The following is an 18109-nucleotide window of genomic DNA, read 5'->3' on the forward strand; positions in this document are numbered from 1 at the left end:
TTCTTGACTGGCTTGCCTGAGGCGGTCACGGAATCATGCTCCCGGTGCGGACTTCGGAGAACGGATCATATAGCCGATGCCACGCTTGGTCTGGATCAGCGGATCGACCTTGCGTTCGTTGCCGTCCTCGTCGGTGTACATCACGCCATCCACCTTCTTGCGCAGATAGGAGATGTAGGATTCCACGATCGCGGCGTCGCCGCCCCAGTCGTACTGCCACACGTGGTCGAGAATCTGCGCCTTCGACAGCACACGTCCCTCGTTGTCCATCAGATAGCGGAGCAACTTGTATTCGGTGGGACTGAGCTCCACCACCTGACCGTGACGGGTCACATCGTGGGAATCCTCGTTGATCTCAAGATCGGCCACGCGGATGATCGGATCGTCTTCGGCCTGTTCGCGGGTGCGACGCAGAATGGCGCGGATACGGGCCACGACCTCTTCGAGACTGAACGGCTTGGTGACGTAGTCGTCACCGCCAACGGTGAGACCCATGACCTTGTCCTGGGTGTCATCGCGTGCGGTGAGGAACAGTACGGGAGCGTCGATGCCCTCCTGACGGATGCGGCGGGTCACGGTGAATCCGTCGATATCCGGAAGCATCACATCGAGCACGATCAGATCGGGGTCGGTTTTCTCGATCACCTCGATGGCTTCGGAACCGGAGGCCGCTGTGGCCACTTCAAAACCGGAAAAATGCAGGGACGCCACCAGCAGGTCGCGGATGGACGGTTCATCATCTACAACGACAATCGATGCCTCAATGGATTTGCTCATGCTTCCACCATGCCTTCACCCTCTGGATGTTTCCTGAATGTCGTCTGAGTCATTAGTTGGATTATGCGTGTCGTCCGGGTGATCGTCAGCGGCTTTGGACGATTCGACGTCATCGGGTCCATCGTCGGCGACCGTTCCATCATCGTTATCGTTATCGTCACTGTCACCATCGGCAGCGCCATTCTTCGTGGCCGAATCCGATCCACGACGTGAACGTCGACGCTCACGACGGGCCAACTGCCGTTCCGCGTGGGAACGGGCCTTGGTATGGCCTTTCTTATGCAGCACGAAGAACACCGCGGCAGCGACGACCAACACGACCAACGCCACGATGAACACGACGACTCCGATATGGCTGGCAGCCGTCGGCGTGGACGTGGTCTTGGACGCCTTGATCTGGTCGGTAAGCGCGATGGCCGATCCAGACCAGTCCGGCGTATCGCCGTCCGTCAACGGCTTCAGTGCGGCTGCCGACATCTCCCCTGCGGCGTCCTGCAGCCATTTGTCCGAGTTCTTGGAGATGGCGACTACCAGATTGCCGTCCTCCGATGCCACGGCAAGCAGCACGGTGTTCGCTTCCGGATTGGTGGAGTTGAGCACGTCGGTGGCCCATTCCTCGGGATTCTTGCCGGAGGCGAACTTGGGAAGATACAGCAGCTTCACCGTCACGCCGGTCTCCTGCTTGGTGGATTCGATGGCATCGGTCACCTTGCCAAGGTTGTCTCCAAGCAGATTTTCAGTGTCGGTGATGTTGTCGGTGACGGTCACCGCGCTTTGTTCGTTTTCGGAACCCGTTCCCGTCTGGTCGGCCGACTGTCCCGACTGATCCGTGGGCTGGCTGGACTGATCGGTGGCCTCGTCGGCCCATACCGCCGGCGCGGGAGCGACCATGAGCGAACCGGTCATCGCGATCGTAGCGAATAGCGCGACAAGGGTTCCGATCACGCCTCGCAACGCCGAGGAACCTGTTGCCGGCCTGTCGGCGAGGGGGCTCCATTCGACCACATCGTTCGTAAACTCTGTCTCCACATGCGTGCGTTTCATAGTCTCAACTGTAACGGTTCGGCATCACATCCGACCCGTGTCACAACAAACACCCCCATATCGAAAGGACATATCATGCCCCAATATCAAGTGGATTCGGAACAGATTCAATCGTCATCCGCGGCGGTGTCCGCCTCGGTCACGCAGATTCGCGAGGCCGTGAACGGCATGTACGCCAATCTCAACCAGCTGCAGAGCGTCTGGCAGGGCGGTGCCGCCACCCAGTTCGCTTCGGTTGCCTCACAGTGGCGTGCGGCGCAGCAGCAGATGGAAGCTTCGTTGGAATCCATCCAGAACGCGCTCTCGCAGGCGTCGATGGTCTACTCCGACGCCGAATCCCAGGCCTCTCGCCTGTTCGCCGGCTGATCCCTCACGATCCCCGATCGTTCATACCCAACACAACCAACACAACAAAGGCTCCGATCCATTACGGATCGGAGCCTTTGCCTTTGCTATGCGACTAACGCACTGTTCCGAATGCTATCGGATCAGTAGCCCATGTCGGCGCCAGCGGCCGGAGCGGCTGCCGGCGGTTCCGGCTTGTTGGCCACCACGGCTTCGGTGGTCAGGAACAGACCGGCGATGGAAGCGGCGTTCTGCAGAGCGGAACGGGTCACCTTGACCGGGTCGGTCACGCCAGCGGCGAGCAGATCCTCGTAGGTGTTGGTGGCGGCGTTCAGGCCCTCGCCTTCCGGCAGGGAGCGCACCTTGTCGATCACCACGTCACCGGACAGGCCAGCGTTCTCGGCGATCTGCTTGATCGGGGCCTCGACGGCACGGAAGACGATGGCGGCACCAGTGGCCTCGTCGCCTTCGAGCTTCACATCGGCCTCGGCCTTCTTGGCGGCCTGAATCAGAGCCACACCACCGCCGGGCAGCAGGCCTTCCTCGATGGCGGCCTTGGCGTTACGCACGGCATCCTCGATGCGGTGCTTGCGCTCCTTGGCCTCCACCTCGGTGGCGGCACCGACCTTGATGACGGCAACGCCGCCGGCCAGCTTGGCGAGACGCTCCTGCAGCTTCTCGCGATCGTAATCGGAGTCGGTGGCTTCGATCTCGGCACGGATCTGAGCCACACGAGCCTCGACATCGGCCTTGTCGCCAGCGCCGGAAACGATGGTGGTCTCGTCCTTGGAGACGATGACCTTGGCGGCGGAACCGAGCACGGAGGCGTCGATGGAGTCGAGCTTCAGACCGAGGTCGTCGGACACGACCTGAGCGCCGGTCAGGATGGCCATATCCTGCAGCATCGCCTTACGACGGTCGCCGAAGCCAGGGGCCTTGACGGCGCAGGAGTTGAAGGTGCCACGGATCTTGTTGAGGATCAGGGTGGGCAGAGCCTCACCGTCGACATCCTCGGCGATGATCAGCAGCGGCTTGCCGGACTTCATCACCAGATCGGCGATGTGAATGATGTCCTGCTGGCTGGAGACCTTGCCGGAGGTGAGCAGGATGTAGGGGTTCTCGAGAACCGCGGACTGCTCGTCGGCGTTGGTGACGAAGTACGGGGAGATGTAGCCCTTGTCGAAGCGCATGCCCTCGGTGAACTCGAGATCCAGGCCGAAGCGGTTGTTGTCCTCAACGGTCACGACGCCGTCCTGACCAACCTTGTCCAGGGCCTCAGCGATCTTCTCGCCAACCTCGGGGTCGGCGGCGGAGATCGTGGCGGTGGCAGCGATCTGGTCCTTGGTTTCCACGTCCTTGGCGGCGGCGACCAGTTCCTTCACGATAGCCTCGGTGGCCTTCTCGATACCGCGGCGCAGAGCGATCGGGTTGGAACCGGCAACCACGTTCTTCAGACCTTCGTGGACCACAGCCTGGGCCAGCACGGTGGCGGTGGTGGTGCCGTCGCCGGCGACGTCGTCGGTCTTCTTGGCGACTTCCTTGACCAGCTCGGCGCCGATGCGCTCGAACGGGTCCTCAAGTTCGATTTCCTTGGCGATGGACACACCGTCGTTGGTGATGGTCGGAGCGCCGTAGGTCTTGTCGAGCACGACGTTGCGGCCCTTCGGTCCCAGCGTGACCTTCACGGTGTTGGCCAGCTTGTCGAGGCCGGCGAGCATGCCGGAGCGGGCTTCCTCATCGTAGGAGATGATCTTTGCCATGGTTGCTATCCCTCCAAATGGCTTGTATTACGTATTCACCCTCCGCGCGTGATGCGCATGGCCGTCAGCCACCACGCGTTATCACTCTCACGCTTCGAGTGCTAACAATGAGATTAGCACTCTCGAACGAAGAGTGCCAACTATTCCCGTGGCGAATACGCCAGTGGCGTGAAAAACACCATCGTGCGGCCGTGCTCGGAGCACGATCGATCCGCATCGTCAACGGAGGCGGAGCATGGGCGTGGAAAAGAAAAACGGCATGCCGGACGTGAGGAAATCAGGAACGCGACAAATATCAGACGGGAAGTGCAAATCACGGAAACGGGTATAAAAAAGCCCCGGCGCGACAAACCACACACGCGCCGGGGCCAGCCGGAAAACAGGATGTCAGAGCTTGGTCACCTTAGTGGCCTGCATGCCCTTCGGTCCCCTTTCGGCTTCGAACTCGACCTTGTCCCCTTCGTCCAGAGTGCGATAACCCTGAGCGTTGATGGCCGACCAATGGACGAAAACATCTTCACCGCCCCCTTCGGGAGTGATAAAGCCATACCCTTTGGCTGCGCTGAAGAACTTGACCGTACCCGTTGCCATAACAGCTTCCCTTTGTAGTTGTGATACCGTCCCACGCATGACAAACACAACAACATCATTGAGTCTGACGGTTCGTGCATCTCTTCTTGCACGATTCACACTATAGTAACCGAGACAACGTTTGTTAGCTATCACATCTCCCATTGTCAATGTTTTCGCCGTAAAGGGAGACTTGGAAAATGCCCGGAGACGCCCGGCAGCCGGTCACTGCATCAGCACCACTGTGATCTGCGTGTCGATGTTCTGCGACTGCGCCACCTGCGAGATGCCCAGTTGCGCGGCCACGTCCTGCGCGGTGGCAAGATCCGAGGCATCACGATACCATACCGTGCTCGTCGACGGCAGACTGCCGCGATTGGCGTTCCCGGTGCCCACTGACGTATAGCCCGCGCTGGTCAATGTGGCCGCACGCCTGGATGCCAGACCGCTGGTACGGGTTCCATTCAGGACGGTAACGGTCGACGACCGGTCCACCGTGGCTTCAGGCGAAGCGCTCTCGCTCGGAGATGCGCTTTCGGACGGTGATTCGTTCGCACTCGACGAATCGCTTTCGGACGGCGATGCGCTTGTCGTATCACTGGAGGGCGCGCTCTCGCTCGGCGATTCGGTTTCACTTGCCGATGTGCTCTCCGATGCCTCAGCGGACTGTGAAACACTTGACGAGGAGCCGGACCCGGGCAGCAGATCCGTTCCGGACAACCACACGAACACGCCCAGACCACATAGTACAGCCACAATGATCACGATCAGATACGGCAAAGCGCGTGCACCGAAGCTCCGCGGACCACGATGCAATCCGACAGGTCCCTGCTCGGGCTTGTCGAAGTCATCGGCCGGGTAGACGTGTTGCTTGTCAGACATGGTCACTCCTCATACTTTTCCAACACATAAGAGTGTAGCCGTACGCCCATATGATCGGAATACGCTCCCACCCACCTCTATGATGGAGGCCATGACGATCAAGAATCTTGATGAATTGGTGGAATCCGGATGGGCCCACGCCCTGAAGGACGTGGAACCCCAGGTGCATGCCATGGGGGACTTCCTGCGCGGGGAGCTGGCCCAAGGACGTCGGTATCTGCCGGAGAGCCACAACATTCTCCGTGCATTCACCATTCCATTCGATTCCATCAAGGTGCTGATCGTGGGACAGGATCCCTACCCCACCCCGGGCCACCCCGTGGGACTGAGCTTCTCCGTCGCACCGACGGTCAGTCCCCTTCCGGGCAGTCTACGCAATATCTACACCGAACTCATGGACGACATGCATGTTCCTGCTCCCGCGAACGGCGACCTTACCCCGTGGACCCAGCGTGGCGTCATGCTGCTCAACAGATGCCTGACCGTCCAGGTTGGAAAGCCCGCAAGCCATAGGGGCAAGGGCTGGGAGGCCATCACCGACGCGGCCATCACCGCACTGGACTCCCGGGTCGATGAAACGGGCAGACCCGTACCACTGGTGGCCATTCTGTGGGGTCGTCAGGCGCAGACGCTCGAGCCGTTGCTGCAACATGCGGCGATCATCAAGTCCCCTCACCCCAGTCCCCTGTCCGCACGCTACGGATTCTTTGGATCCAAGCCGTTTTCCAAGGCGAATGACGCGCTTGCGGCCATGGGTGCCGAACCTGTGGACTGGTCTCTCCCGTCGGCGTGAAAGTCGCATGACACGTTACAGTGGAGGACATGGCTTTATTCCCACCTCGACCTTCACACCAGAATGCGGCCGACATGCCTTTGCCCGCACCGAGCGTTCCCTCCCCCATCACGACAGCCGCCACCTCCGCCACCGTCACCCGTGACGATCTGGCCCGCGTACACGAGCTGGCGGAACGTATCCGTCAGCATTTCACACAGGGGCTGGTCGCGCAGACCAAGCTCCGCGAATCGCTGATCACCACGTTCGTGGCCGGTGGCCATATTCTCATCGAATCCGTCCCCGGCCTGGCCAAGACCACGGCCGCTCAGATTCTGGCCACGTCGGTCTCCGGATCCTTCAAACGCATCCAGTGCACTCCGGATCTCATGCCGTCGGATCTGGTGGGCACGCAGATCTTCGACTTCGCCACGCAGAAGATGAGTACGCAGATCGGACCCATTCACGCCAACTTCGTGCTGCTCGACGAGATCAACCGTTCCTCGGCGAAGACCCAGTCCGCCATGCTTGAGGCCATGGCGGAAGGCGCCACCACCATCGGCGGCGAACGCATCGCGCTGCCCAAGCCGTTCATGGTGATCGCCACGCAGAACCCCATCGAGGAGGAGGGCACCTACAATCTGCCCGAAGCCCAGATGGATCGATTCTTCATGAAGACCGTCATGACCTACCCCACCGAGGACGACGAGATCTCCATGCTGGAGATGCTCACCCGTCGCGGCACCGACCAGCAGAACATGGCGGTCAGCCCCACGGCCATCACCATCGCCGACGTGGAATTCCTGCGCGCCAGCTCCCGCAAGGTGCATGTGTCGCAGCCGATCATGAAATACGCCGTCGAACTGGCGCAGACCAGCCGCGGCGGAGGCCCCCGTCCGATCAAGGGACTGTCGAATCTGGTCCGTCTGGGCGCCAGCCCCCGTGCATCGATCGCGCTGACGCGCATCGGTCAGGCGAACGCTCTGCTTGCGGGACGCGACTATGTGATCCCCGAGGACATCAAGACGTTCGCCCATGAGGTGTTCCGCCATCGCATCCTGCTCACGTTCGAGGCGCTGGCGGAGAATGTGAATGCCGATCAGGTCATCGACTCGATGATCGAGGCGGTTCCCGTACCATGATCGCTCCGGAGAGATCCTCCGATCAGGTCCGCCGACGCATCGAATCCCTGGGAACGCGGCTCAGCCTGCCCACCGTATTCCGGGCCCTGGGCACACTGGAGGGCGAGCATCCGTCGGCACGGCGGGGCGCGGGATACGACTATCTCGACATCCGTCCCTACCAGCCCGGCGAGGAGGCCCGCCTGATCGATTGGAAGGCAAGTGCCCGGGCCGCCCGTCCGATGATCGTGGACAAGGAGCGTGAGAGCAACGGCAACGTGTGGCTGCTACTGGACGTTGGCCGTGAGATGCGCGGTCGTACGCCGAGTGGTGAGCGCGCCATTGACGTGGCGGCCAACGCGCTGCGTATGTTCGCCGTGCTGTCGTTGCGCCGCAGTGATGATCTGTCGATCGTGCTGGGTGATTCGCAGAGTATTCGCCGTGTGCCGTTCAACGGCGGTTTCGCGAAGTTCGAGCACGTGTTCGACGGGCTGTTGCGTCGTCGTATGAACCATCCGCGGGATGTGGATGCGCTGATCGATTATGCGGGCAAGATCCGCAACCGGTATTCCCTGGTGGTGATCGCCACCGACGAGACCGCGTGGACCGAGGAGCAGGCCCATGCCCTGCGTCTGGTGGCGCAGACGCATCCGTTGGTCATCGTGAGCGTGGCGGCGTTGAACCCGTTCCGCCATACGGAGCATTTTGATCGCATAGTGGACGCCCGCAATGGTCGGGCCGTACCGGCGTTCCTCCGCACACCCACCATGGCCAAGGATGTTGCAACGCATCGCGAATTCGCCGCAACGGCACTGAGCCGCGAGCTGGCTCGCACCGGTTCCACCATGGTGCGCGGCGGTTCGAGCGAGGCGATGTTCAATGAATTCATCTCCCTGGTCTCCACCACGCTGGCGAGAAGCGGATTCCCCCGCCTCAACGTTCATGCCCCGCAGATGAGGGGAGGCGTCGCATGATCATGGTGATGGCGGCGAAGGGATTCGCACCGTTGGCGACCACCGACATCACGCCGTATGTGACGGCGATGCTGATGCTGATCGTCGTCGCCGTGGCGCTGGCCGCGCTGGCGATCGTGACGTCCCGTCCTCGCGGACGCACGTCCTCCGCAACCGGCGCGCATCGATCCCTGTCGGATAAGAGCGAATGGCTTGCCGAGATCGAGGACGTTCGATTCCGTTTCCAGACCGGTGAGATCGGTGCGGACGATGCGTTCAGCGAACTGGCCGGCATCGCCCGTCGGTTCGCGTCCGACCGTCTGGACCGCGATGTGACCAATCACACGCTGGCGGAACTGCATGCCGTTCCGCGTTCCCGTAGTAATGGCAAAGGACTTGATTTGCTCAGACAGACGATCTCCGCATTGTATCCGCCTGAATTCGCCGATGCGACGACCCAGTCGCATGCCGGTGCCGTCTCGGTGGATGAAGCTGCGGGATGGGTGTCGAATCTGGTGGAGAGGTGGCGCTCCTGATGTCGTCCCTGATTACGTTCCGATGGCCGTGGGCGCTTGCCGCGATCATCGTGCTGGCGGTGCTTGCCATCCTTGCATGGCGCTGGTCCGCACGCACCGCGCGCAAACCGGAAGCCGTGCACGACATTGTCGAACGCCCCGACACCGCTGCAGTGTGGAATCTTGATCACGATCTCGACACCGAACACACCTCCGCCCGTTGGCGTCTGTGGAAGGCGACCAATCGTCTGGCGGTCGCACTGCTCGCTCTGACGCTGGCCGTGGCCATCGTGCTGACCGCACGACCGTCGAAGGTCGATTCCGAGTCGAGCGACGGATCGTCCCGTGACATCATCCTCTGTCTGGACGTTTCGGGCTCGACGCTGCCCTATGACCGGCAGGTCATCGCCACCTATCTGGATCTGATCCAGCATTTCCAGGGCGAGCGCATTGGTCTGAGCATTTTCAATTCGACATCGCGAACGGTGTTCCCGCTTACCGACGACTACGATCTCGCCAAGCAACAGTTGTCGTACGCCAATACGATTCTCAAGGGCGTGGTGGATCAGGACAGCATCGACAAGATGAGCGACAAGCAGTACCAGCAGGTGTCGGACTGGCTGGAGGGCACGCAGAACCGCAAGGACGTGACTTCGCTGATCGGCGATGGCCTGATCAGCTGCGCGGCCATGCTGCCCGAGTTCTCCACGACGGGGAATGCGGCGGTGAACGCCTCCGCCAGGAACCGCAGCGCCTCAATCGTGCTGGCCACCGACAACGTGCTGTCCGGCACTCCGGTCTATCAGCTTGATCAGGCACTCGACCTGACCGAAAAGTCGTCGATCGTGGTGGATGGCCTGTATTCCGGCCCCACGCAATCGGTGAACGACCAAACAACCACCGACATGAAGACCCAGATCGAAGCCCACAACGGCATTTTCCTGACGCAGGATTCCGGATCCTCCGTGGACGCTCTGGTCCGCAGGATCGAACGCCAGCGTGAGAACGACAATGAGGACCGCAACCAGTCGAATCTGGTGGATGCACCCCAGTACTGGGTGCCGGTTGCGCTAGTGTTGTTCGCCGCGTTCCTGATCACGGCGGGGAGGTTGAGACGATGAACGTATCCAACGGCCTGTCCACTTTGCGCGGCCTGACACTTGATCCGATGTTCGGCTGGATCATCTCCCCCATATTAGCCGTGGCCGTGGTGGGGCTGACCGTCGTGCTGACCGTGCGTTCGCTGCGACAGCGTCCCTATGCCGATGCCACCGCGGTGGATTGGACACGACGTATTCTGGCGTCCGTCATGCTGGCCGTCATGCTGCTTACTCCGAGCGTGACGCTCAAGACGGAAAGCCGAGCGGTGAACGCCACGGACGTGTTCATCGCCGTCGACGTCACCGGATCGATGGGCGTGTCCGACGCGCAGTATGGATCCGAGCAGACGATGAGCCGTATCGATGCCGCCCGTCAGGCGGTCAACGGCATCACCAAGCTCTATCCGGACGCGAGTTTCGCCGCAATCGCATTCGGGGCGTCGGGCACGCTTGAAGTGCCGCTCACCCCTGATGCGCGGGCCATTGACAACTGGGCCGAAACCCTGTCGTTGGAGCCCACGTCCGCCTCGTCGGGATCAAATCTGGACAAGGCGGTCGATCCGCTGCTGCTGGCCACGAAGAACACCCGCAACCAGCATCCGGACGACGCCATCATCGTGTACTACATCTCCGACGGTGAGCAGACCAGTACCAAGTCACGCCGAACATTCTCCTCGTTGAGGGCCTACGTGAACGGCGCGCAGACCATCGGCGTCGGCTCACCGGATGGCGGGCAGATCCCACAGATCGCTGACGACGGATCGACTGCGGACGGGCAGTTCGTCACCGATCCGTCGACCGGTCAGCCCGGCATCTCCAAACTCGATGAGAAGACGCTCAAGGCCATCGCCGACGAGATGAGCGGAACCTACGTGCATGTCGATGCCGGCCGCACCCTGGACCAGCGCGATGTTCAGCAGACGTCGAAGGAATGGCGCATGCAGAGCACCTACAAGCAGCGGGACCACAACGTTCCCGCCATCTGGCCGTTCGCCATCGTGCTGGCGGCACTGATGCTCTGGGAGGCCGTGGCCTGGATGCGTACGTCAAGGAGGCTGCTATGAGCAGGACAACGTCAACCCACAGGACGCACAGGTCCCACAAGGCGCATGTCGGCTCCCATCCCCATCGGTACAACCGCCGGGCGATCATGCCGGTTCCCGTCCGTATCGTTCTGGGTGTGCTCGCCGTGATCGCACTGGCCGCCGCCGGCGTGTCGGCGGCGAACTGGTCGGCATTAACGACCAACAATACCGCCGTGAACGGGCTGAACGCCACGATAGCCGCCTACAACAGGGATTCGCCCGATCTGGAGAAGCTCCGCACGGCACAGCAGCAGACCGATGCGCAATTCGCCGACGCACAGCGTCTTGATGCGCTCCAACTGCCTGGCGTACGCGAAACGATCGCGACCAATGCCGCGGAATCGGCGCGCCTGACCAAGCAGATCGAGTCGGATCTGAAGAAGAGCAGCGGTTCCGACTCCGCACAGACGGCCAGCGGCCAGCAGGCGGGATCCTCGAATAACGGCGATGGCTCGTCCGACACGGATAAGATCAACAAGCTGCTTGAACAGAACAAGCAGAAGATCGACATGAAGAACGTGCCGGATACGTCATCCACGACCGAGGGCTCCAACGACGAGTCATCCGCCAAACCCTGGTGATCCCTAGTGATGGCAGGGCGTCATCCGTTGGGCTGCGGCTGAAAAGAGTACGGCACGATCATGATGGATGAGGAGACTTCCTGGCAATACGGGCATGCGATGACAACGCACATCGCCGACATTACCGACATCGCCGGCTCGCATGGTCAGGGGGCTCCATTCGACCACATTGGCGCATTCCCCTATTGGTCATCCGTCATGGCGTGATTGAATCACGGCATGACACAGCTTTACCAATACATCGCATCCAACACGGTCGACGTCATCAACCAGTCGGACGACATGCTCTCCAACGCAGCCAACGGGCTCAACATCTTCGAAGGCTGCCCCTGCCCAACGGTCCTCCAGGAGTCCCGGGCGCTTATTTCATCATTCGCAATCGCCCACGCCACCATGGCGCGCGATCTGACCGAAGCCCTCGCCCAGGCGAAGGCCCTCACCTGGGAGGGGCCGGCGGGAGAACGATTCCACAAGGACGTGGACGGCGCGCTGGTATATTCCCAGGCCGCGGAGAACGGCGCGGAGCTCACACTCCGATTCATCGAAAGCGCAGAGGCCCAGATATGAATGCACGCGTCGAAACCCACGTCTACGGCGGCCAGGGAACCGCCACCCACGCCAATCTCGACGAGTTCGGCACCGTGGCCACAGTGCTCAACGAGATGGTCGATCCCACGGCCCGCGTAGGAGCCGATTGGAGAACCGCCGGCCTGGATCTGTTCACCATCCGGACCAAGGCGCCGATCTGTCCGAAGATATTCGGCGCACGGATGCCGCAACTGCAGGCGTCATCCCCAGAGGCGCCGACCGATGCCGCGAATCCACCCAACGCGACCATCCAGCATGTATCGCTCAACTACTCACTCGTCACCAACCACATCAACGAACGCGCCGACGAAGCGGTGGTACTCGCACAGAAGATGCAGGATCTGGCCGACAAACTCACCGAGGCGTATTCGATGTATTCCGAGGCCGACGATCTCGCTCGCCGTCTGTTCGGCGAGGGACTGCAATTGGGAACGACGATGAAACCCGGTCTCGGAGTTCTGGCTTTGGGCGCCACCGCAATAGGAAGCACCATCGCCGGTTCGATCAAGGAGGGCAAATTCAATCCGATATATGCCATCACCGGAACCTCGAAGATGCACGAAGGTATGCTCTCCGCACTCGGCTCGGCGATCGTTAACGGCGATCAGGACCGCTCCGAACGAGCGCTCAAGGGACTCGAGGAGTCCAACGAGGTCAATCAGGCCGCCGGCATTCTCGCGGAGCACACGTCCAAGATCAGGGACGTTCTATTCGGCAATAAGCTCACCGTCTCGCAGATTCACCCGAAGAAGGGCATCGGCGAAACACGATCCATCGAGGACACGCTGACCAACGTGCACGACATGCGGCTCAACGATGTTCCCTATGGCTCCATAGCCATTCAAAAGTACCGGCGCGAGGACGGTTCCACGGCATGGATGGTGACCATCCCCGGCACCGACGGAAAATTCGATTCGCCGTTCGATTGGCTTACCAACATGGAGCTCATGAGCGACAAGCATCGTGCAACGGCCGACAGCGTCCGCATGGTCGACGAGGCCATGCGTCAGGCCGGCATCCAGCCCGGCGATCCGGTGGCGATGGTAGGGCATTCGCAGGGCGGCATCGTCGCCGCGACCATGGCCTCCGACTTCGCCGACAAATACAACATCAAGCATGTGGTCACAGCCGGCTCCCCCATCGCCAACCACTCGATCAAGGATGGCATAACGGTGACCAGCGTCGAAATAGAGGACGAACTGGTGTCGGCGCTCGACGGCGCACCCAACCCCAGCAATCCCGACTGGGTCACCGTGAGCGGTACCAGCCCGCCCATGGGATCCGACAAAGGCACCGTCGTGGAGGGCAGCGGCAACAGGAAGTTCCTCACCCACGGCATGGAATACATGAAGGCCGCCTATCGAAACGCGCAGGAACAGGGCGGACCGGCGTTGTACGATCACGAGCAGCGATTCAAACAGACGATCAACGGCACACTGGAGGAGACCACCTACTGGCGAGGCAAAATCTCACATGGCGCGCAGGGATCCGACTGATCCGCCAGCCGATTGTCCGTCACCGTTTTCAAGGCCGTTCAGGGTACGGCTTCACGTATTGTGGTGTGCATGAATCTGACTGATATCTCCCCCGCAATCGCATTGAGCCCTCTGGACGGCCGCTACCACAAGCAGACCACCGCGCTGACCGAATACATGAGCGAACCCGCGCTGAACCGCGAGCGCATGCGCGTCGAGGTCGAGTGGATGATCCTGCTGGCCAACGGCATGGGCAACGGCCCGATCGTCGGCGGCGTCAAGCCCTTCACCGATGCCGAGATCGAATACCTGCGCGCCATCCCCGAGCAGTTCGGTGCCGAAGGCATCAAGCAGCTGGCGGCCCATGAGGCCATTACCCACCACGATGTGAAGGCCGTGGAATACTACATCGACGACTATCTGGACAAGGCCGCCGAAGCGCTGGGCACCGAGACCGAGCTGTCCCGTCTCAAGCCGCTTGTGCACTTCGCCTGCACGTCCGAAGACATCAACAACCTCTCCTACGCTCGTTGCATCAAGAACGCCGTGGAGAACGTGTGGCTGCCCGCCGCCGAGAAGATCGTGGATCATCTGGCCGAGAAGGCGGACGAATACAAGGACAAGGCCCTACTGTCCCTGACGCATGGCCAGCCCGCCACCCCCACCACGCTGGGCAAGGAGCTTTCGGTGTATGTATATCGTCTGCGCCGCCAGCTCAGTCGTATCGCCGAGCAGGAGTATCTGGGCAAGATCAACGGTGCCACCGGCACGTTCGGCGCGCATATGGCCGCCTACCCGAATGTGGACTGGGTCGCCGTCTCCCGCGAGTTCGTGGAGACCCGCATGGGGCTGACCTGGAATCCGCTGACCACGCAGATCGAAAGCCATGACTGGCAGGCCGAGCTGTACGGCGCGATCAGCCACACGAACCGCATCCTGCACAATCTGGCCGTGGACGTGTGGATGTACATCTCGCGCGGCGTGTTTGCGCAGGTGCCGGTGAAGGGTGCCACTGGCTCCTCCACCATGCCGCACAAGGTGAACCCGATTCGTTTCGAGAACGCCGAGGCGAACCTGGAGATCTCCTGCTCGCTGCTCGACACCCTTGCCGCCACGCTGACGGAGAGCCGTTGGCAGCGCGATCTGACCGACTCCACCACGCAGCGCAACATCGGCTCCGCGTTCGGATACAGCCTGCTGGCGCTCAACAACCTTATGGGCGGCCTGGAATCCATCCACCCGAACGATGTGGTGATCGCCCGCGAGCTCGATGAGAACTGGGAGGTGCTCGGCGAGCCGATCCAGACCGCCATGCGCGCCGCCGCGCTCGAGGGACGCAAGGGCATGGACAACCCGTATGAGAAGGTCAAGGAGCTCATGCGCGGTCATTCCATCTCCAAGGAGGATGTGGAGAACTTCATCGCCACGCTCGACTTCGACGAGGAGACCGCCAAGCGTCTGAGCTCCCTGACCCCGGCCACCTACACGGGAATCGCCAGCCGACTTGTCGACTTCGACTGATCCCCGTCGCGCATCCGGCTCAGCCGGTTCGCCTGGTTCATCCGATGACGCCGCCACTCCGACATCCGTGCTCACGTCCGTACCGACGGAGGCGGGCATGCTTCAGGAGGGCGGCGTCGCCGTTTCCGACACCGTTGCCATTGCCGACACTCCCCCGCAGCGTGTCCATGACTTCTCCGATCTGGTCAATGCGGCCCTCACGGTGGCCGTCGCCGTGGTCATCATGTTGTCCGCGGTGTATCTGCGGGGCATTTCCACGGGCGTCGAGGCCGATGTGCATCATGCCGGTCTGCTGTTCGGCTGGCTGGTGGAGCTGCCGTTGTCGATGCTGCAGCAGATCGTCGCCGTGCTCATCGTGGTATCCGTGCTCGGTCAGCTGATCCTCGGCCGGGAATGGGTGCAATCGGTCACGGCCACGGTGTCGATGTTCCTCGGATTCGCCATGGCCGGCGTGGCCAGCTGGGCGATCGGCTCGTTCGGTGCCGATGTGCTGGTTCAGGCTCTGGACTCCAGAGGCGTGATCGGCGGCGCGCTGCTGCCGGACATCTTCGCCGGTCTGTCGGCCTTCCTTACCGCAGCCGGGCCTCATCGGGTGCGTGGCAGTGTCAAATGGGGATGGAACACGCTGATCGCCATCGCCGCGCTGTTCATGATCATTTCGGTGGATCCGATCGCAGGGGTGGCGGTGGCGTTCGCCATCGGCCGCCTGATCGGTCTGCTCATCCGATTCGCGCTGGGCACGCAGAACAAGGGCGTGTGGGGCAGGCAGATGGTGCAGGCTCTGGCGGGAATCGGCCTCGATGTGGTCGAACTGCGGCGCCGCGACCCCAATCTTGCCGAAATCGGCCGGCTATCACTCGCCGATGATCTGTCGCCGTTCTCCCGTATCTACGACGTGCGCGTTCGGACCGGGGAGCGATACGTCATCTCGGTCTGTGACGAGCAGACCCGTACCGTCGGGTATCTGTCCCAGCTGTGGCGGTGGCTCCGAATGGCGTCCGGCGTGGATCTGCGACGCGACCGTTCGATGTCGGAGGCGACACATCATCACGTCGATCTTCTGCTCACGCTACGCAATATCGGGCTGGAGACGCCGAGTGTGTATGCACGCGCGGAAAGCGGCGAATCGTCGATCATGGCGTTTCGCGCCGACCCATCCTTCACACCATGTGACTGGAATACCGTGAAGGACGACGATCTGGTGGAGGTGATGGACTATCTCGCCGCGGCGAACCGTCGTGGCGTGACGCACCGAAACATCACCCCCGAATCCTTCGCCCGTAGCGGTACCGGACGCATGGTGCTCGCTGGATGGCTCAACGGGGATGACGCCAGCTCGCCGGCGAACGTGGCCATCGATCGGGTGCAGATGCTTGCCGCATTGTCGTGCCGTGTGGGGATCGGGCGGGTCATCCGCTGCGCGGAACGGAGCTGGGGACGCGATGCGCTCACCGGTCTGGTGCCGTTCGTGCAGAATGTGGCCGTGGCCCGAGCCACCCGTACGGATGAGTTCTGGAGTCGTGAGACGCTCAAATCGTTGCGTCATGCCCTCGAGGAATTCAGTCCGGACGAGGAGAGCGGCGCGATCGAATCGGTGACGCTGTCACGGTTCAACGTCAAGTCGTTCGTCACTCTGGTGCTGCTGATCGTGGCGGCCGTGGTGGTGTTCACCCAGCTCAAGCCGCAGGACTTCCTCAACGCCGTGTCCCAGGCCAATCCGTGGATGGCCGCACTGAGCTTCCTGTTCGGCGTGTCATCCTGGATCGGTTCCGCCGTGGCGCTCGGCGCGTTCATCGATCCGGATCAACGTTCGACGTCGGGCATTCTGGCCTCGCAGGCGGCGGGAAGCTTCACCACGGTTTCCATGCCCGCCGGTGTCGGTCCGGCGTTCGTGAATCTGCAGTATCTGCGCAGGATCGGCTATCGCAATGCCAAGGCGACGGCGATCATGAGCGCGGTATTGGCGGTGCAGGCGATCACGATCGCGGGTCTGCTGGTCGTCATCGGCATCTTCACCGGGCGCAATACGCTGTCGGGCATGATTCCCACGAATACGCTGGTCATCGCCATCGGTCTGACGGCCTTTGCGATGTCGGCTGCCATGATCGTGCCGTTCACACGTCGTATGATCATCGACCGTCTTGTGCCGATCGTGCTGTCGTACGCCCGCCAGCTGGTGGAACTGCTGTCGCAGCCGCGCAAACTGTTCGCGGCGATGGGCGGCTGGCTGTTGCAGAACCTGCTGCTGGGACTGAGCTTCTGGGCGGCGCTCATGGCGCTGGGACAGCATGCAAACCCGCTGGAGATCACCTTCATCTATGTGCTGACCAATACACTGGCTTCGGCCGTACCCACGCCGGGCGGTCTGGGTGCGATCGAAGCGGCGTTGACGCTGGGATTCACATCGGTGGGCATCCCGTATGCGGTGGCGTTGTCCGCGACGCTGTTGTTCCGTCTGCTCACCTATTGGCTGCGCATACCGATCGGAGCGGCCGCGATGAAATGGATGAACGTCCACGGTCTGCTGTGATATCCGCCCCAGACGCCTCTCAATCCGATTCCACCGGTGATTGTTTGGCGAAAAGGGCGTAAAAAGGGCGTCATTTTGCCGATTTATGCGGTTTTTGCGGATCCGATACGTTACAATCGGTTGTGGTCCAAGGGATTCCCGTCTTAAGAAGGGGCTCCCACGTCATAGAAGGAAATGTGATTATGGCATACAACAAGTCTGACCTGGTGTCCAAGATCGCTCAGAAGTCCAATCTGACCAAGGCCCAGTCCGAAGCCGCCGTGAACGCCTTCCAGGAAGTGCTCGTCGAGTCCCTGAAGTCCGGCGAAGGCCTCAAGCTCACCGGCGTGTTCTCCGCCGAGCGCGTGAAGCGCGCCGCCCGCACGGGTCGCAACCCGCGCACCGGCGAGACCATCAAGATCCCCGCAGGCTACGGTGTGAAGCTGTCCGCCGGCTCCCTGCTGAAGAAGGCTGTCGCCGAGTGATCTGACACCATACGGTGCATGGCCTT

General features: G+C 61.6%; 19 protein-coding genes. 14 read left to right on the top strand and 5 right to left on the bottom strand.

What is annotated here, in order from left to right:
- Nucleotides 1-33: 33 nt before the first annotated feature.
- Nucleotides 34-777, bottom strand: coding sequence for a response regulator transcription factor (locus BTIS_RS03630; protein WP_094662748.1), 744 nt, complete (start codon nt 775-777; stop codon nt 34-36).
- Between the two features lie 15 nt (nt 778-792).
- Nucleotides 793-1806, bottom strand: a complete 1014-nt coding sequence (locus BTIS_RS03635; RefSeq protein ID WP_143248858.1) for a TPM domain-containing protein — start codon at nt 1804-1806, stop codon at nt 793-795.
- Nucleotides 1807-1896: 90 nt separating this feature from the next.
- Between BTIS_RS03635 and BTIS_RS03640 the strand changes: the two genes are divergently transcribed.
- On the top strand, nt 1897-2187 hold the full coding sequence (locus BTIS_RS03640) for a WXG100 family type VII secretion target (RefSeq protein WP_094662752.1): 291 nt from the start codon (nt 1897-1899) through the stop codon (nt 2185-2187).
- A 122-nt stretch (nt 2188-2309) separates the two neighbouring features.
- On the opposite strand, the gene groL is transcribed toward BTIS_RS03640, so the two are convergent.
- From groL to BTIS_RS03655, 3 genes are all read right to left on the bottom strand, one after another.
- Entirely contained in the window at nt 2310-3926 is a 1617-nt protein-coding gene (groL, locus tag BTIS_RS03645) for a chaperonin GroEL (RefSeq protein ID WP_094662754.1), read from the bottom strand.
- Between the two features lie 387 nt (nt 3927-4313).
- The gene (locus BTIS_RS03650; protein WP_094662755.1) at nt 4314-4517 is read right to left on the bottom strand and encodes a cold-shock protein; all 204 of its coding nucleotides are present in this window, start codon (nt 4515-4517) and stop codon (nt 4314-4316) included.
- A 204-nt stretch (nt 4518-4721) separates the two neighbouring features.
- Nucleotides 4722-5378: a LytR C-terminal domain-containing protein gene (locus BTIS_RS03655; RefSeq protein ID WP_094662757.1), complete on the bottom strand. Its 657-nt coding sequence runs from the start codon at nt 5376-5378 to the stop codon at nt 4722-4724.
- 91 nt (nt 5379-5469) lie between these two features.
- Between BTIS_RS03655 and BTIS_RS03660 the strand changes: the two genes are divergently transcribed.
- From BTIS_RS03660 to BTIS_RS03715, 13 genes are all read left to right on the top strand, one after another.
- Nucleotides 5470-6171 (top strand): uracil-DNA glycosylase, encoded by a 702-nt coding sequence (locus BTIS_RS03660; protein WP_094662759.1) that lies wholly within the window; start codon nt 5470-5472, stop codon nt 6169-6171.
- A gap of 74 nt (nt 6172-6245) precedes the next feature.
- Entirely contained in the window at nt 6246-7292 is a 1047-nt protein-coding gene (locus BTIS_RS03665) for an AAA family ATPase (protein WP_476695606.1), read from the top strand.
- Nucleotides 7289-8245, top strand: coding sequence for a DUF58 domain-containing protein (locus tag BTIS_RS03670; protein WP_094662763.1), 957 nt, complete (start codon nt 7289-7291; stop codon nt 8243-8245). The genes BTIS_RS03665 and BTIS_RS03670 overlap by 4 nt, the downstream gene beginning before the upstream one ends.
- A complete protein-coding gene (locus tag BTIS_RS03675) occupies nt 8242-8760 on the top strand; it encodes a hypothetical protein (protein WP_094662764.1) in 519 nt (172 codons plus the stop codon). The genes BTIS_RS03670 and BTIS_RS03675 overlap by 4 nt, the downstream gene beginning before the upstream one ends.
- Nucleotides 8760-9860 carry a vWA domain-containing protein gene (locus BTIS_RS03680; protein WP_094662766.1) on the top strand — a complete coding sequence of 367 codons (1101 nt, stop codon included), beginning with the start codon at nt 8760-8762 and terminating at the stop codon, nt 9858-9860. The genes BTIS_RS03675 and BTIS_RS03680 overlap by 1 nt, the downstream gene beginning before the upstream one ends.
- A gap of 23 nt (nt 9861-9883) precedes the next feature.
- Nucleotides 9884-10903 (top strand): vWA domain-containing protein, encoded by a 1020-nt coding sequence (locus BTIS_RS03685; RefSeq protein ID WP_420807007.1) that lies wholly within the window; start codon nt 9884-9886, stop codon nt 10901-10903.
- Nucleotides 10900-11505 carry a DUF6466 family protein gene (locus BTIS_RS03690; protein ID WP_094662768.1) on the top strand — a complete coding sequence of 202 codons (606 nt, stop codon included), beginning with the start codon at nt 10900-10902 and terminating at the stop codon, nt 11503-11505. Before BTIS_RS03685 ends, BTIS_RS03690 begins: the two co-directional genes overlap by 4 nt.
- Before the next feature lie 60 nt (nt 11506-11565).
- Nucleotides 11566-11712: a hypothetical protein gene (locus BTIS_RS11835; RefSeq protein WP_158216826.1), complete on the top strand. Its 147-nt coding sequence runs from the start codon at nt 11566-11568 to the stop codon at nt 11710-11712.
- A gap of 12 nt (nt 11713-11724) precedes the next feature.
- On the top strand, nt 11725-12072 hold the full coding sequence (locus tag BTIS_RS03695; protein WP_094662770.1) for a hypothetical protein: 348 nt from the start codon (nt 11725-11727) through the stop codon (nt 12070-12072).
- The gene (locus tag BTIS_RS03700) at nt 12069-13589 is read left to right on the top strand and encodes an esterase/lipase family protein (protein WP_094662772.1); all 1521 of its coding nucleotides are present in this window, start codon (nt 12069-12071) and stop codon (nt 13587-13589) included. The genes BTIS_RS03695 and BTIS_RS03700 overlap by 4 nt, the downstream gene beginning before the upstream one ends.
- A 69-nt stretch (nt 13590-13658) precedes the next feature.
- A complete protein-coding gene (purB, locus tag BTIS_RS03705) occupies nt 13659-15089 on the top strand; it encodes an adenylosuccinate lyase (protein ID WP_094663084.1) in 1431 nt (476 codons plus the stop codon).
- Nucleotides 15090-15186: 97 nt separating this feature from the next.
- A complete protein-coding gene (locus tag BTIS_RS03710; protein ID WP_094662774.1) occupies nt 15187-17619 on the top strand; it encodes a lysylphosphatidylglycerol synthase transmembrane domain-containing protein in 2433 nt (810 codons plus the stop codon).
- Between the two features lie 182 nt (nt 17620-17801).
- A complete protein-coding gene (locus tag BTIS_RS03715; protein ID WP_093959424.1) occupies nt 17802-18083 on the top strand; it encodes an HU family DNA-binding protein in 282 nt (93 codons plus the stop codon).
- Nucleotides 18084-18109: the final 26 nt, after the last annotated feature.

Origin of the sequence: Bifidobacterium tissieri, from assembly GCF_002259645.1 — a bacterium.
Classification (GTDB): Bacteria; Actinomycetota; Actinomycetes; order Actinomycetales; family Bifidobacteriaceae; genus Galliscardovia; species Galliscardovia tissieri.

Bases quoted from the DNA above. Each gene is read 5' to 3' on its own strand.
- BTIS_RS03630 (WP_094662748.1), bottom strand. From the start codon at position 777: ATGAGCAAATCCATTGAGGCATCGATTGTCGTTGTAGATGATGAACCG.
- BTIS_RS03640 (WP_094662752.1), top strand. From the start codon at position 1,897: ATGCCCCAATATCAAGTGGATTCGGAACAGATTCAATCGTCATCCGCG.
- groL (WP_094662754.1), bottom strand. From the start codon at position 3,926: ATGGCAAAGATCATCTCCTACGATGAGGAAGCCCGCTCCGGCATGCTC.
- BTIS_RS03650 (WP_094662755.1), bottom strand. From the start codon at position 4,517: ATGGCAACGGGTACGGTCAAGTTCTTCAGCGCAGCCAAAGGGTATGGC.
- BTIS_RS03655 (WP_094662757.1), bottom strand. From the start codon at position 5,378: ATGTCTGACAAGCAACACGTCTACCCGGCCGATGACTTCGACAAGCCC.
- BTIS_RS03660 (WP_094662759.1), top strand. From the start codon at position 5,470: ATGACGATCAAGAATCTTGATGAATTGGTGGAATCCGGATGGGCCCAC.
- BTIS_RS03665 (WP_476695606.1), top strand. From the start codon at position 6,246: ATGCCTTTGCCCGCACCGAGCGTTCCCTCCCCCATCACGACAGCCGCC.
- BTIS_RS03670 (WP_094662763.1), top strand. From the start codon at position 7,289: ATGATCGCTCCGGAGAGATCCTCCGATCAGGTCCGCCGACGCATCGAA.
- BTIS_RS03675 (WP_094662764.1), top strand. From the start codon at position 8,242: ATGATCATGGTGATGGCGGCGAAGGGATTCGCACCGTTGGCGACCACC.
- BTIS_RS03680 (WP_094662766.1), top strand. From the start codon at position 8,760: ATGTCGTCCCTGATTACGTTCCGATGGCCGTGGGCGCTTGCCGCGATC.
- BTIS_RS03690 (WP_094662768.1), top strand. From the start codon at position 10,900: ATGAGCAGGACAACGTCAACCCACAGGACGCACAGGTCCCACAAGGCG.
- BTIS_RS11835 (WP_158216826.1), top strand. From the start codon at position 11,566: ATGATGGATGAGGAGACTTCCTGGCAATACGGGCATGCGATGACAACG.
- BTIS_RS03695 (WP_094662770.1), top strand. From the start codon at position 11,725: ATGACACAGCTTTACCAATACATCGCATCCAACACGGTCGACGTCATC.
- BTIS_RS03700 (WP_094662772.1), top strand. From the start codon at position 12,069: ATGAATGCACGCGTCGAAACCCACGTCTACGGCGGCCAGGGAACCGCC.
- purB (WP_094663084.1), top strand. From the start codon at position 13,659: ATGAATCTGACTGATATCTCCCCCGCAATCGCATTGAGCCCTCTGGAC.
- BTIS_RS03710 (WP_094662774.1), top strand. From the start codon at position 15,187: ATGCTTCAGGAGGGCGGCGTCGCCGTTTCCGACACCGTTGCCATTGCC.
- BTIS_RS03715 (WP_093959424.1), top strand. From the start codon at position 17,802: ATGGCATACAACAAGTCTGACCTGGTGTCCAAGATCGCTCAGAAGTCC.